The sequence below is a fragment of the Nocardia barduliensis genome, assembly GCF_013315795.1.
Lineage (GTDB): Bacteria > Actinomycetota > Actinomycetes > Mycobacteriales > Mycobacteriaceae > Nocardia > Nocardia barduliensis.
Map to the genome: position 1 here is coordinate 39553 of NZ_JABLTE010000022.1, position 13093 is coordinate 52645.

At 68.2% G+C, this 13093-nt stretch carries 13 protein-coding genes; 6 read left to right on the forward strand and 7 right to left on the reverse strand.

Annotated elements, in window-relative coordinates; all coding sequences use genetic code 11:
• Positions 1 to 226: 226 nt before the first annotated feature.
• Positions 227 to 817: an Rv1476 family membrane protein gene (locus HOV91_RS12245; RefSeq protein WP_246350012.1), complete on the reverse strand. Its 591-nt coding sequence runs from the start codon at positions 815 to 817 to the stop codon at positions 227 to 229.
• Between the two features lie 287 nt (positions 818 to 1104).
• Between HOV91_RS12245 and HOV91_RS12250 the strand changes: the two genes are divergently transcribed.
• The gene (locus HOV91_RS12250) at positions 1105 to 3924 is read left to right on the forward strand and encodes an aconitate hydratase (protein ID WP_174185489.1); all 2820 of its coding nucleotides are present in this window, start codon (positions 1105 to 1107) and stop codon (positions 3922 to 3924) included.
• Positions 3925 to 4236: 312 nt separating this feature from the next.
• Positions 4237 to 4803, forward strand: a complete 567-nt coding sequence (locus tag HOV91_RS12255; protein WP_039798681.1) for a TetR/AcrR family transcriptional regulator — start codon at positions 4237 to 4239, stop codon at positions 4801 to 4803.
• Positions 4804 to 4822: 19 nt separating this feature from the next.
• On the opposite strand, the gene HOV91_RS12260 is transcribed toward HOV91_RS12255, so the two are convergent.
• Both HOV91_RS12260 and HOV91_RS12265 read right to left on the reverse strand, forming a co-directional pair.
• Complete coding sequence (locus HOV91_RS12260) at positions 4823 to 5656, reverse strand: hypothetical protein (protein ID WP_174185490.1); 834 nt, start codon at positions 5654 to 5656, stop codon at positions 4823 to 4825.
• A gap of 132 nt (positions 5657 to 5788) precedes the next feature.
• On the reverse strand, positions 5789 to 6319 hold the full coding sequence (locus HOV91_RS12265) for a MarR family winged helix-turn-helix transcriptional regulator (protein WP_174185491.1): 531 nt from the start codon (positions 6317 to 6319) through the stop codon (positions 5789 to 5791).
• 70 nt (positions 6320 to 6389) lie between these two features.
• Between HOV91_RS12265 and HOV91_RS12270 the strand changes: the two genes are divergently transcribed.
• The 3 genes from HOV91_RS12270 (at position 6390) to HOV91_RS12280 (ending at position 8649) form a co-directional block, all read left to right on the forward strand.
• Complete coding sequence (locus tag HOV91_RS12270) at positions 6390 to 6893, forward strand: cupin domain-containing protein (RefSeq protein WP_174185492.1); 504 nt, start codon at positions 6390 to 6392, stop codon at positions 6891 to 6893.
• A gap of 323 nt (positions 6894 to 7216) precedes the next feature.
• Positions 7217 to 7675 carry a hypothetical protein gene (locus HOV91_RS12275; RefSeq protein WP_174185493.1) on the forward strand — a complete coding sequence of 153 codons (459 nt, stop codon included), beginning with the start codon at positions 7217 to 7219 and terminating at the stop codon, positions 7673 to 7675.
• 44 nt (positions 7676 to 7719) lie between these two features.
• Positions 7720 to 8649: an MvdC/MvdD family ATP grasp protein gene (locus HOV91_RS12280; RefSeq protein WP_312884576.1), complete on the forward strand. Its 930-nt coding sequence runs from the start codon at positions 7720 to 7722 to the stop codon at positions 8647 to 8649.
• Here HOV91_RS12280 and HOV91_RS12285 read toward each other — a convergent pair.
• From HOV91_RS12285 to HOV91_RS12290, 3 genes are all read right to left on the reverse strand, one after another.
• Positions 8643 to 9215 carry a dihydrofolate reductase family protein gene (locus tag HOV91_RS12285; RefSeq protein ID WP_174185495.1) on the reverse strand — a complete coding sequence of 191 codons (573 nt, stop codon included), beginning with the start codon at positions 9213 to 9215 and terminating at the stop codon, positions 8643 to 8645. The two genes, HOV91_RS12280 and HOV91_RS12285, sit on opposite strands and share 7 nt — an antisense overlap.
• A gap of 80 nt (positions 9216 to 9295) precedes the next feature.
• The gene (locus HOV91_RS39845) at positions 9296 to 9526 is read right to left on the reverse strand and encodes a helix-turn-helix domain-containing protein (protein WP_043693584.1); all 231 of its coding nucleotides are present in this window, start codon (positions 9524 to 9526) and stop codon (positions 9296 to 9298) included.
• 81 nt (positions 9527 to 9607) lie between these two features.
• A complete protein-coding gene (locus HOV91_RS12290) occupies positions 9608 to 11239 on the reverse strand; it encodes an ABC-F family ATP-binding cassette domain-containing protein (RefSeq protein ID WP_174185496.1) in 1632 nt (543 codons plus the stop codon).
• Between the two features lie 168 nt (positions 11240 to 11407).
• Here HOV91_RS12290 and HOV91_RS12295 point away from each other — a divergent pair, with 168 nt between their 5' ends.
• The gene (locus HOV91_RS12295) at positions 11408 to 12172 is read left to right on the forward strand and encodes an SDR family oxidoreductase (protein ID WP_174185497.1); all 765 of its coding nucleotides are present in this window, start codon (positions 11408 to 11410) and stop codon (positions 12170 to 12172) included.
• Between the two features lie 43 nt (positions 12173 to 12215).
• Here HOV91_RS12295 and HOV91_RS12300 read toward each other — a convergent pair whose 3' ends face one another.
• On the reverse strand, positions 12216 to 13007 hold the full coding sequence (locus HOV91_RS12300; RefSeq protein WP_174185498.1) for a hypothetical protein: 792 nt from the start codon (positions 13005 to 13007) through the stop codon (positions 12216 to 12218).
• Between the last annotated feature and the right edge of the window lie 86 nt (positions 13008 to 13093).

The window sequence follows — 13093 nt, forward strand, 5'->3', positions numbered from 1 at the left end:
AGACCAACCGCTACGAAAAGTAGCTACTGCGGAAACCGAACACCCGGTTGTCCCCCAGATCTGGCAGCGGCAGCCTTCACATCCAGCGAAGGTTCCCGACCGATCCGACCCAACCACGTGGCACTTCGACGGTCGGGCGGCGGGCCGATCGCAGCGGGGTGAGCCCGGAGAGTCGAGTCGGCCGCACCCGACGCGCCCGCGCCGGGTCGACGCGCGCCGCGACGGACTAGCTGGTGCGAGCGTCGCGCGACTCGTCCTGCGCAGGCCGATCGCTCGCGACGCGCACCGGTGCGGCCCCGTTCGCCGCTCGCCGGGCCTTGACCCAGTACAGACCGGCGATGGCCACCGCCGTCCCGGCCAGCAGCGTGCTGGTGAGCGCGGTCCAGGACACCTGCTCCGGCGCCTCCAAGCGGGCGGCGAAGATGCTCGCGGCCTCCCCGCTCTTGCCCTGCTTGCCCTTCGCGGCGTCCTCGGCCCATTCCAGCCGTACCCGGCTGATCGAGTCGCTGTAGGTGCCGATCCAGTCGTCGCTGAAGACGACGACGGTGCCGTGCTGTGTCTTGCCCACCTCGGTGGCCAGGTCCCGTAGGCTCGAGTCGTGTCCTGGATTGCCGGGGACGACCACGATGCTCAGCGGGATTCCTTGCGATCGCGCCTCCGCGGCGATGGCGGCCAACTGCGGCTCGTCCTTGCCGGTCAGCGTCGCGACATGATCATCGGCCAGATCGGCGTTGAGCGAGCGCACGGTGTCGGCGGTGACATTGGGCGGCAGTTCGGCGGCCATAGGGGCGAAAACCGAGTTGTGCGGGGCGGTCATCTTCCATCCGGTCTGTCGAGCCGCATCGGCAACCGAAGCGACGGGCATCCAACACTGCAGGGTCGAGCGAGGTTTCCCTTGCTGGCTCGAAAGCACAGTACGCGACGGAGTGTCGCATCAGTCGCGCGCGGCACGCCGAACCGCCCCCTGGTATTTCACAGGACAAGCGTACTGTTAAGGTCGTAGGCGCGAGGAACCGGCGCCCCAGCGGCGCCGGAGCACCTCCGAAGACTCGGTCGCCGGCACAGCCCCGCCGACGGCCGCCCTCACAGACGAGTGGAGCTGACGTGACGACAAGTATCGATACTTTCGGCGCCAAGGGCACCCTCGAGGTGGGAAGCAACTCCTACGAGATCTTCCGCCTCTCCGCCGTGCCCGGCACCGAGAAACTCCCCTACGCACTGAAGGTCCTCGCGGAGAATCTGCTCCGCACCGAGGACGGCGCCAACATCACCGCCGATCATATTCGCGCCATCGCGAAGTGGGATCCGTCGGCGCAGCCCAACACCGAGATCCAGTTCACGCCCGCCCGCGTGATCATGCAGGACTTCACCGGCGTGCCGTGCATCGTCGACCTGGCCACCATGCGCGAGGCCGTTGCCACCCTGGGCGGCGACCCGGACAAGGTGAACCCGCTGGCCCCCGCCGAGATGGTCATCGACCACTCCGTCATCATCGACGTCTTCGGCCGCGCGGACGCCTTCGAGCGCAACGTCGACATCGAGTACCAGCGCAACGGTGAGCGCTACCAGTTCCTGCGCTGGGGTCAGACCGCGTTCGACGACTTCAAGGTCGTCCCGCCCAGCACCGGCATCGTGCACCAGGTCAACATCGAGCACCTGGCCCGCGTCGTCATGGTTCGCAACGGCCAGGCCTATCCCGACACCTGCGTCGGCACCGACTCGCACACCACCATGGTCAACGGCCTCGGCGTCCTGGGTTGGGGCGTCGGCGGCATCGAGGCCGAGGCGGCCATGCTCGGCCAGCCCGTGTCGATGCTGATCCCGCGCGTGGTCGGCTTCAAGCTGACCGGCGAGATCAACCCGGGCGTGACCGCGACCGACGTGGTGCTCACCGTCACCGACATGCTGCGCAAGCACGGTGTGGTCGGCAAGTTCGTCGAGTTCTACGGCAAGGGCGTGGCCGAGGTGCCGCTGGCCAACCGCGCCACCCTGGGCAACATGAGCCCCGAATTCGGCTCCACCGCGGCGATCTTCCCGATCGACGACGTGACCGTCGACTACCTGCGCCTGACCGGTCGCTCCGACGAGCAGGTCGCGCTGGTCGAGGCGTACGCCAAGGAACAGGGCCTCTGGCACGATCCCGACACCGAGCCCGCCTACTCCGAGTACCTCGAACTGGACCTGAGCACCGTGGTGCCGTCCATCGCGGGCCCGAAGCGGCCGCAGGACCGGATCCTGCTGTCGGAGTCGAAGATCGCCTTCCGCAAGGACATCCACAACTACACCAACGACGCGGAGAGCGGCCCCGCCGCCGACACCCCGCACAGCAAGCTGGACGAGGCCGTCGAGGAGTCCTTCCCGGCCAGTGACCCGGTCGTGCTGTCCTTCGCCGACGACGGCGCCGAGTTCACGCCGTCCGCCGCGAACGGCTCGGAGGGCCGCCCGAGCAAGCCGGTCAAGGTCTCCACCGAGGAGTACGGCGACTTCGTGCTCGACCACGGCGCGGTCGTCGTCGCCTCGATCACCTCTTGCACCAACACCTCCAACCCGTCGGTCATGCTCGGCGCGGCCCTGCTGGCCCGCAACGCGGTGGAGAAGGGCCTGGCCCGCAAGCCGTGGGTGAAGACCTCCATGGCGCCGGGTTCGCAGGTCGTCAACGGCTACTACGAGAAGGCCGGCCTGTGGCCGTACCTGGACAAGCTGGGCTTCAACCTGGTCGCGTTCGGTTGCGCCACCTGCATCGGCAACACCGGCCCGCTGCCGGAGGAGATCTCGAAGGCGGTCAACGACAACGACCTCACCGTCACCGCGGTGCTGTCGGGCAACCGTAACTTCGAAGGCCGCATCTCCCCCGACGTGAAGATGAACTACCTGGCCTCCCCGCCGCTGGTCATCGCCTACGCGCTCGCGGGAACCATGGACTTCGACTTCGAGAACGACCCGCTCGGCAAGGACAACGAGGGCAACGACGTCTTCCTGAAGGACATCTGGCCCTCGCCGCAGGAGATCCAGGACACCATCGACCGGGTCATCAGCCGCGACATGTTCCTCGAGGACTACAAGGACGTCTTCCGGGGCGACGAGCGCTGGCGTGGCCTGCCCACGCCGGAGGGCAAGACCTTCGAGTGGGACCCGCAGTCCACCTATGTGCGCAAGCCTCCGTACTTCGAGGGCATGCCGCAGACTCCGGAGCCGGTCACCGACATCAAGGGCGCCCGGGTGCTCGCGCTGCTCGGCGATTCGGTCACCACCGACCACATCTCCCCGGCGGGCAACATCAAGCCGGGCACCCCGGCCGCCCAGTACCTGGAGGCCAACGGCGTCGAGCGCAAGGACTACAACTCCTACGGCTCGCGCCGCGGCAACCACGAGGTGATGATCCGCGGCACCTTCGCCAACATCCGGCTGCGCAACCAGCTGCTCGACGACGTCTCGGGTGGCTACACCCGCGACTTCACCCAGGCGGGCGGCCCGCAGGCGTTCATCTACGACGCCTCGCAGAACTACCAGGCCGCGGGCATCCCGCTGGTCGTGCTCGGCGGCAAGGAATACGGGTCGGGCTCCTCGCGTGACTGGGCCGCCAAGGGCACCAGCCTGCTGGGCGTGCGGGCCGTCATCACCGAGTCGTTCGAGCGCATCCACCGCTCCAACCTCATCGGCATGGGCGTCATCCCGCTGCAGTTCCCCGCGGGCGAGTCGGCCGCGTCGCTGAAGCTGGACGGCACCGAGACCTTCGACATCGAGGGCATCACCCAGCTGAACGAGGGTGTCACCCCGAAGACCCTGAAGGTCACCGCGACCAAGGAGAACGGTGACAAGATCACCTTCGACGCGGTCGTCCGGATCGACACCCCCGGTGAGGCCGACTACTACCGCAACGGCGGCATCCTGCAGTACGTGCTGCGCAACATGATCCGTGCTTGATTGCGCCACCTTCGGTGGCGCGCGTTCGCGCCCCTGAGGTCTCGTGTTCGCGCACCCGAGACTCGCGCCTGCGGCGCATGCGCTTCGGGCACGCGAACACGAGACGGGCGCGAACGTCGCTCGTAAGACTCGCTCCCGGCGGAGTTGCGTCAGGCGCAAGCGGCGGCGGGTCCGCGAGCACCGGGTTGTCAGTGCTCTCGGCAGCGCCGCCAATGGTCGCTCGGATCACTGCTCGCCTCGCTCGTACCGTGAGAACCCCCGCATCGGTGGACCGTCGATGCGGGGGTCCGTGTTTCCCCACTGGAGGATTCCGTGCCCAAGGTCAGTGACGATCACCTCGCCGCCCGGCGCAGCCAGATTCTGGACGGGGCGCGCCGCTGCTTCGCCGAATACGGCTACGACGGCGCCACCGTGCGCCGTCTCGAGGAGGAGATCGGACTATCCCGGGGCGCCATCTTCCACCACTTCCGCGACAAGGACGCGTTGTTCCTCGCCCTCGCCCAAGAGGACGCCGAACGCATGGCCGACGTCGCGGCCAACCAGGGCATCGTGCAGGTCATGCGCGACATGCTCGCCCATCCGGAGCAGTTCAACTGGCTGGGAACGCGTCTGGAGATCGCGCGGCGGCTGCGCACCGATCCCGAATTCCGCGCCGGTTGGACCCAGCGTTCGGCCGAGCTCACCGCGGCCACCCTGGCCCGCCTGGAACGCCGCAAGGCCGCTGGCGCGCTACGCGACGACGTGCCCACCGACGTCCTGCTCGGCTACCTCGACCTCGTCCTCGACGGACTGATCGCCCGGATCGCCTCCGGGCACACCAACGAGAACCTCTCCGCCGTGCTGGATCTGGTCGAGGCCTCGGTTCGCCGCAAGCAGTGAGGAGTCTCCCGCCTCGGCCTCAGCCCGCAGCGGCGGGAGGCGCCGGCGCCCGCGAAGCTCGGTACGTCGCGTTGATGTATTCGGCGGCGTGTGTCGTCCACGGCACGTTCGTACCCGGCATCCGCTGGTGGTTGTAGAGGACGTGCTGGCCGTAGGGCCAGGGCGTGAGGTAGCCGACGACGCCGCGGACCGCTTTGGTGTAGCGGTCGAGATTGCCGATCGGATCGCGCAACAGGATTTCGAGCAGTTCGGCGAAGATCAACGGCGCGACGTCGCCGATGCGGGCGCCCTCGACGAAGGAGAACGGGGAGATGCCGACCCCGATGATGCGCAACGGCGAATTGCCAGGTGAGGCGGTGATGATGTCGCCGGGGTTGGCGTACTCGCGGACCGCGACCGCGGCGGGCCACGCTCCGCGCTGACCGTGCAGGCCGAAAGTGCTCGCCGGGCAGAGGTTTCCGACCGACTGCCCGGCACGGCGCAACGGGTTGGCGATGTTCACCACGAACGCGATCTCCAACGGTGTGCCGTCGGTGTTCTTGTACTTCCCCGACTGGACGCCCTCCAGAATCCGGCTGGCGCAGATGCCGCCGAGCGAATAGCTCAGCAGCCCACAGACATTCGGCGAGTCCTGGATCGCCTTCACCCCGGCGGCGATGCCGAGGCGCACCGAGGTCTCCAGTGAAGGACCCCAGACCTCCGGCACTGGGCCTACCGAAGCGGGCCACTCCGGTTCGAAGCAGCTGAACGCATCGGTGTCGAGTAGTTTCGTTACGTCGTGCAGCATGCCCGCGGGCGTTCCGTCGGAGTTGCGCGGCTCACCGGTGCCGCGGAGAGTGATGATGTCTATCATCCTGTCCTCCTTGCACAATCGCACCGAAACTTTCGGCACTACTCCACGGTAAACCCGCGCGACAGGCGGGCGCGAGAAACCAGCAATCTCAGGTAGTCACGAGTTTCGCCATGTAGAACGAGATTCGGCGGATCAGTGCCCGGATGAGCAAACCGACTGCGCGCCCGGTTCCATGCTGCTCAGCAGAATTCGCGCAATCCGGTCCAATTCCCGCCGCTCTCCCGCGGTGAGCACCGACAGCATCCTGGCCTCGTTCGCGGTGTGCTCGGTGACCACGGTGTCCACCAGTTCCCGCCCCGCCTCGGTGAGGGCGACCCGAACCGCCCTGCGGTCCCGCGCGTCCGCGATCCGCCGCACCAGCCCCGCAGACTCCAGCCGGTCCAACCGCCCGGTCATGCCCGCCCGGGAGAGCATCAGCGTGTCGGCGAGCACCGAGGGGTTGAGCTCGAACGGCGCGCCCGAACGACGCAGCGCGGCAAGCACATCGAACTCACCGCGTTGCAGTCCGTGCTTGCCGAACACCGCCTCGATCTCGCGTTGCACCACCAGCAACAGCCGGCTCAGGCGGCCGACCACCCCCATCGCCTCGAGGTCGAGGTCCGGTCGTTCGCGCTCCCACTGCGCCACGATGGCGTCGACGGCGTCCGCTTTTCGCTCGGTCATGGACAGGATTCTATTCGTCGAGATATAGTTCGGTAGCGAATTATCAATTGACGAACCAATGGAGATCCAGATGACCATTCCGGCCCCCCGCAAGGACGTCGCCATCCGGCAGCCGCAGGACGCGGAACTCCTGCGCACGACATCGGTCACCCTGCGCCTGTTGATCGACGCCGAGGAGGCAGGTGGCGGGCTCAGCACGCTCGAGGTCGCCATGGATCGCGGCGCGGACGGCGCGGCGCCGCACTATCACACGCGTTCGGACGAGCTGTTCTATGTCGCGGAAGGCGAATTGCAACTGCTGGCCGGGGACCGGATCGTCACCGTCGGCGCGGGCGGTTCGATCGTGGTGCCCAAGTTCATGCCGCACGCCTTCGGCGCCGCGCCGGACAGCTCCGCGCGCATCCTGATCGCGCTCACCCCTGGCGTGCAGCGATTCGAGTACTTCCGGCTGTTGGAACGGATCGCCGCGGGCGAATCCACGATGGCCGATCTGGCCGCTGCGCAGGACGAGTTCGACAATCACTTCATCGATGCCCCCGCGTGGTGGGCGGAGCGCAACGCGAACCGGAACTGAGATCCGCCGGGCTCTCGGACCCCGCCAGGCACAACCGGTTTGGAGCGAATGGGATCACGGCGGACGGCGAAAGTACAGATGCACAGCCGCCAATATCGGGCTATGGGCGCCGACCGGCGGCGCATCGGATTAGCTCGATGATTGCGTCGTAGGCTTTTCCAGCCTACCGGAAATCTTTCGGTCCTCGATGCTTATCGTTCGGAATTCAGTTTGCCGCAGGCCGCGAAATCTCGCGATCCGATCCGCCGACGACCCTCGTCGCGATATGATCGCTCACACGCTTGGGGGTCGTGGCAAATCGTGAGCAGATCGGAGAAAAGGCTATGACCGACGCAATCCGCCTTCCCGGGACGACGCCGCCAGGTGACCGCGTTCCTCCGCTCCAGGGTCTGCTGGTCGCGGAATCGGACCGCGAGATCAGTGTGCGCGTCGCCGAGGGAACGTGGACGTTCTGTCGGTCCGATGTCTTACGAGTAGTCGATTCCGCAGTGCCGCAGTCCGATCAGGACGGGCGTCCGGTGCTCGTGGACATCCGCGCGGGCGCCACCGCCGACTTCACCCGCAGACTGCGCATCGACCTGGTCGATCGGCCGATGACCATTCCGGAGTCGCCGTCCGCGGCGCTCGGTGACGACCAGCTGCGCCGGCTCACCGAAATCTGGGCCGATCGCCTGCAACTCGTCGACTGCCCCGGGGCGAGCAGCGGGGCGACGTTCACCTACTGCCAGACCAGGTCGATCGACGGCAGCGACGACGGCATCAACTGCGACAGTCTCGACTGAGCGGCAGGCGGATGGCCGCACGCCGGCGGAGTTCGGTCTTGATCGTGTCCGAATCCGATGATCTACACGCCACCGCGATGGCGGCGACGTTACGAGAACACCACGGGATCGGTCCGATCCACCTGGATCTGCGCGATTTTCCCCGCGAGTCCGGCAGCTTCCGGTTGGACCGGCACGGGACCGCGCGCTCGCTGTCGCACCTGATCGGCCTCGACGACGTCCGGTCGGTGTGGTGGCGGCGCCCGCACCCGGCGCGGGTGCCCGCGGGTGTCCGCGCGTCGGACAACGACTTCCGCCAGGCCGAGTGCGACGGATTCATTCAGGGCCTGCTCTGGTCCATCCCCGCGTACTGGGTCAACGACCCGGGCGCCGACCGCACCGCGGGACGCAAGATCGTGCAACTCGAGACGGCGCTGCGGGCCGGGTTCGCGGTGCCGGAGACATTGATCACCAACGACCCGGACGAGGCGCGCAGCTTCGTCGAATCCCGGCCCGGTCCGGTCGTTTACAAGCGCACCGGCACCAGCCGGGCGGAGTTCGCCGAGACCAGGATCATCGCCAGGGACGATTTCGCCAGGCTGGCCGCGATCCGTTCGGCGCCGACCACCTTCCAGGACTACGTCGAGGCCACCTGCGACCTGCGCGTGGTGTGGGTGGACGGCGTCGAGTGGACCGTGCGCATCGACTCCCAGTCCGGCGTGGGCAAGGTCGACTCGCGCCTGGACACCTCGGTCGATTTCACGCCCGACCACCTGCCCGCGGCGGTGAGCAAGTCGCTGGCCACCCTGATGGGCGCGCTCGGATTGTCCTTCGGTGTGCTCGACATACGGCTGGGCCGCGACGGCGAGTACTACTTTCTCGAGGTCAACCCGCAGGGGCAGTTCGCCTATCTGGAGATCAAGACCGGGCTGCCGATCTTCCGCAGTCTGGCCAACCTGCTGGTGGACGGCGACGGCACGGTGCCGGGCTACTGAGCCCGGCGATAGCTCTGCAACAGCACACCCGAGCCGCGGAACGCCACACTGTCCACCAACCGCAGCCGCCGCGGCGCGACGCCGCCGAACAGCGGCAGGCCCGCACCGAGCAGCACCGGAAACACCAGCAGCCGAAGCTCGTCCACCGCGTCGAGGCGCAAGAACTCCTGCGCGGTGCGCAGACCGGCGAACACCACCACCGGCCTGCCGGGGGCGTTCTTCAGCTCCGCGATATCGGCGGGCAGATCCGCGCCGATCCGGCGGGCGGGCTGCCACGGCAGGTCCAGATCCGGCCGGTGCGACAGCACGAGCTTCGGCAGCGCGTTGACCAGCGGCGCGAGCATCGCGTCCCCGGGCGTCGCCGGATTTCGTTGCGCGTCCGGCCAATACCCCGCGAGCAGCTCGTAGGAGGTGCGCCCGAAGATCTGGGCATCGACGCCGCCGAGCAGCTCGGCGAGGTAGGCATCCAGTTCGGGGTCGTCGACTTCGATCCAGTCGAGCGCTCCGTCCGGGCCGGCCGCGTAGCCGTCCAGGGTCACCATGATCTGCAACAGCACGTTCCGCACCGCGAGGTTCCTTCCGTCGACAACGTGTCCCTACTGTGTCGACGGCCCTCGCGGCGCGAACTCATCGCGCCGGCACAGCGCTATTGGACCTTGCGGCGATTGGCTCCACCTCGGCTGCGGAGCTGCACATGCGACTCCACCAGCACGTTGTGAATGAAACCGTAGGAGCGGCCCGTGGACCGCGCCAGGGAGCGGATGCTCGCACCCGCCTCATATTGCTTCTTCAGCTGGGTTTGTAGGCGATCGCGTGACTTCCCGGTGACGCGTGTGCCCTTACCCAATGGGGCCTTGCTCTGTGGCCTGTCGCTCATGGCTTCCTCCGAGTCGCCGAGCAGCGTCTTTCCAGGCTAAGCACTCAGCTGGCCGTGATCAACGGGTTCCTGTGATGAAACTCACGCAAGCTGAATAAGTTCCAGGTATTCGGCCGACCAATGGTCTTCTGTCCCGTCCGGGAGCAGGATCACGCGTTCCGGAGATAACGCCTCCGCTGCGCCCGGATCGTGGGTCACCAGCACCACGGCGCCCGCGTAGGTGCGCAGGGCGTCGAGCACCTGCTCCCGCGACACCGGGTCGAGGTTGTTCGTCGGCTCGTCGAGCAGCAGTACGTTCGCCGCCGAGGAGACCAGTCCGGCCAGCGCCAGACGGGTCTTCTCACCGCCGGACAGGGTGCCTGCCGGCTGGTCGAGCTGCGGACCGGAGAACATGAACGCGCCGAGCAGTCCGCGCAGATCCTGCTCGCCCGCGTCCGGCGCGGCGTGGCGGATGTTCTCCCACACGGTGGCGCTGTCGTCCAGCGTGTCGTGCTCCTGGGCGAAGTAGCCGACCTTCAGACCGTGCCCCGGCACCAACCCACCCGCCGTCGGCTGCTCGACGCCCGCCAGCAGGCGCAGCAGCGTCGTCTTGCCCGCGCCGTTGAGCCCCAGCACCACCACCCGGCTGCCCCGGTCGATCGCCAGGTCGACGCCGGTGAAGATCTCCAGCGAGCCGTAGACCTTGGTCAGGTTCTCGGCCATCAGCGGCGTCTTGCCGCAGGCCGCGGGCTCGGGGAACTTGATACGGGCGACCTTGTCGGCCACGCGAACGTCGTCGAGCTCGGCCAGCAGGCGATCGGCGCGCTTGGCCATATTCTGCGCCGCAGTGGCTTTCGTGGCCTTGGCGCCGAGCTTGGCCGCCTGGGCGCGCAGCGCACTCGCCTTCTTCTCGGCGTTCGCGCGTTCGCGCCGCCTGCGCTGCTCGTCGGTGGCGCGGGCGTCGAGGTACTTCTTCCAGCCCATGTTGTAGACGTCGGCCTCGCCGCGCACGGCGTCCAGGAACCACACCTTGTTCACCACGTCGGCGAGCAGCTCCACGTCGTGACTGATCACGATCAGGCCGCCGTCGTGATTCTGCAGGAATCCACGCAACCAGGTGATCGAGTCGGCGTCGAGATGGTTGGTCGGCTCGTCCAGCAGCAGAATGGTGTCCGAGCGACCCCCGCTGCCGTCGGAAGCCGCGAACAGGATGCGCGCCAATTCGATTCGGCGGCGCTGACCACCGGACAGGGTGCGCAACGGCTGGCCGAGCACCCGGTCGGGCAGACCGAGGCTGTGGCAGATACGCGCCGCCTCGCTCTCGGCGACATAGCCGCCGAGCGCCGAGAACCGTTCCTCGAGCCTGCCGTACTTGCGGACCGCCTTCTCGCGCTCGGTGTCGTCGGCGACTTCGGCCATCAGCGCCTGCTGCTTCTCCATCTCCCGGATCAGCGTGTCCAGGCCGCGCGCGGACAGCACCCGATCGCGGGCCAGCACGTCCAAATTGCCCTCGCGCGGGTCCTGGGGCAGGTAACCGATGTCGCTGGAGCGAAGAATCTTTCCCGCGTACGGCTCGCCCTCGCCCGCGAGGATGCGCAGCGTGGTGGTCTTGCCCGCACCGTTGCGCCCGACCAGCCCGATCCGGTCGCCCGCCTGCACCCGCAGCGCCGGTCCGGGAGCGGACAGCAGGGTGCGGACTCCGGCCCGGACCTCCAGGTCGGTCGCGGTGATCACAAATTTCTCCTCGCGGATCGTGGTGCTGGACGCGTGCTCGATTGTGCGGCCCGACGCGCACAAGAACCACCGATTTTACCTGGGACGAACGCCGCTCTCCCAGCCGAGCACCCCGGCATGTGACGGCGCTAACGGCTCGCGCGACCAGCTGCGCTACCGTGCGATGCCATGAGTACCGATCTATTGGGCAAGAGCGCTCTGGTCACGGGGGCCAGCCGGGGCATCGGCAAGGCGGTCGCGGCGGAGCTGCTCGGCCGCGGCGCGAACGTGCTGATCACCGCGCGGAAGAAGGATCCGCTGGAGGAAGCCGCCGCCGAGTTGCGCGGGCTGGGGCACCAGGGCCAGGTCGTCGCCCTGGCGGGCAACTCCGGTGTCGCCGAGGATCGGGCGGCCGCGGTCGAACGCGCGGTCGCGGAGTTCGGCTCGCTGGACGTGCTGATCAACAACACCGGCATCAACCCGGTCTACGGCTCCCTGATGGACGCCGACCTGGACGCCGTGCGCAAGATCTTCGACGTGAACGTGGTCGCGGCGCTCGGCTACATCCAGCAGGCCTACCGGGCGTGGATGCGCGATCACGGCGGCGCGGTGGTCAACGTGGCCAGCGTGGCGGGCATCCGCTCGACCGGCGTGATCGCCGCCTACGGTGCGTCCAAGTCCGCGCTGATCCACCTCACCGGTGAGCTCGCCTGGCAGCTCGGGCCGCAGATCCGGGTGAACGCGGTGGCGCCGGGCGTGATCAAGACGAAGTTCGCCGACGCGCTGTATTCGGCCGACGAGGAGCGCGCCGCGAGCGTGTACCCGATGAAGCGGCTGGGCACCCCGGAGGACGTGGCGCGCCTGATCGGCTTCCTGGTCTCCGACGAGGCGGCGTGGATCACCGGCGAGACGGTGCGGGTGGACGGCGGCCTGCTGTCAACCGGCGGGATCTGACCCGCACGAGCCGGCCGTCCCCGCCCGGCGCGAGCCACCTGCGCTAGCGGAACGCCAACGCGCCGAGAATGTCGGCGTGCCGGTAGCGCAGGTATTTCTCGACCGTCGGCGCGTCGACCGCGTCGGTGGCGGTCGCGAAGGTGATCACCACGAATTCCTTCTCGCTGCCGTCCTTCCACTTGCCGGTGGCGTAGCCCTTGATGTAGCTGCCGGGACGCAAGGTGAGGTCCGCGTCGGTGAACCGGTCCTTCGCCGCCGCCGCCCGGCCCTCGTCGGCCATGCCGAGGACGAACTGGGTGAGCATCAGCGCACCGCCTTCGGCGCGGTACACCAGTTCCGCCGCGTAGACGCAGCCGAGGCCGGTGAGCTTGCCCGCCGCCTCGATGGGGCCGCAACCGGGGTGATCACGCCCGTCGACCCAGTCGGCGTGCAGCTGCACGCGATCGAACCGGAAGTTCCAGTCTTTCGCGTATTCGGTGTAGCTCAGCCTGCCCGACGAAGGGCGCACGGGCCGCGTGCTGGTGACGCCGCTCGTGGAGGTGGTCGTTTCGGCGGACGTGTCCGTGGCGGCGGCTTGCGCGTGCCCCTGCTCGCGCGCAACCACCGCCACGCCGATGGCAACCGCCACGACCACGGCGACGACCACGGCCACCAGCCCGACGACGAGGCCCGTGTTCGATCGGGGCGGAGGCGGCAGCGGCGGCGCCTCCCACGCCACCATCGGGTACGCGCTCGGCGGCCCCATCCGCCCCCAGTCGGACTGGTATCGCGCCTCGTCCGGCTTCCCGTGCTCCTGTTGGCCGCCACCGAATCCGGAACCGGATGGATAGGTCATCCCGGTCGCCCTCCACATCTCACAGCAGCCGTCCCACCTTGTGTGGGCCTCCCCGGACTGCCCGGCCGACCCTACCGGATCGAGTC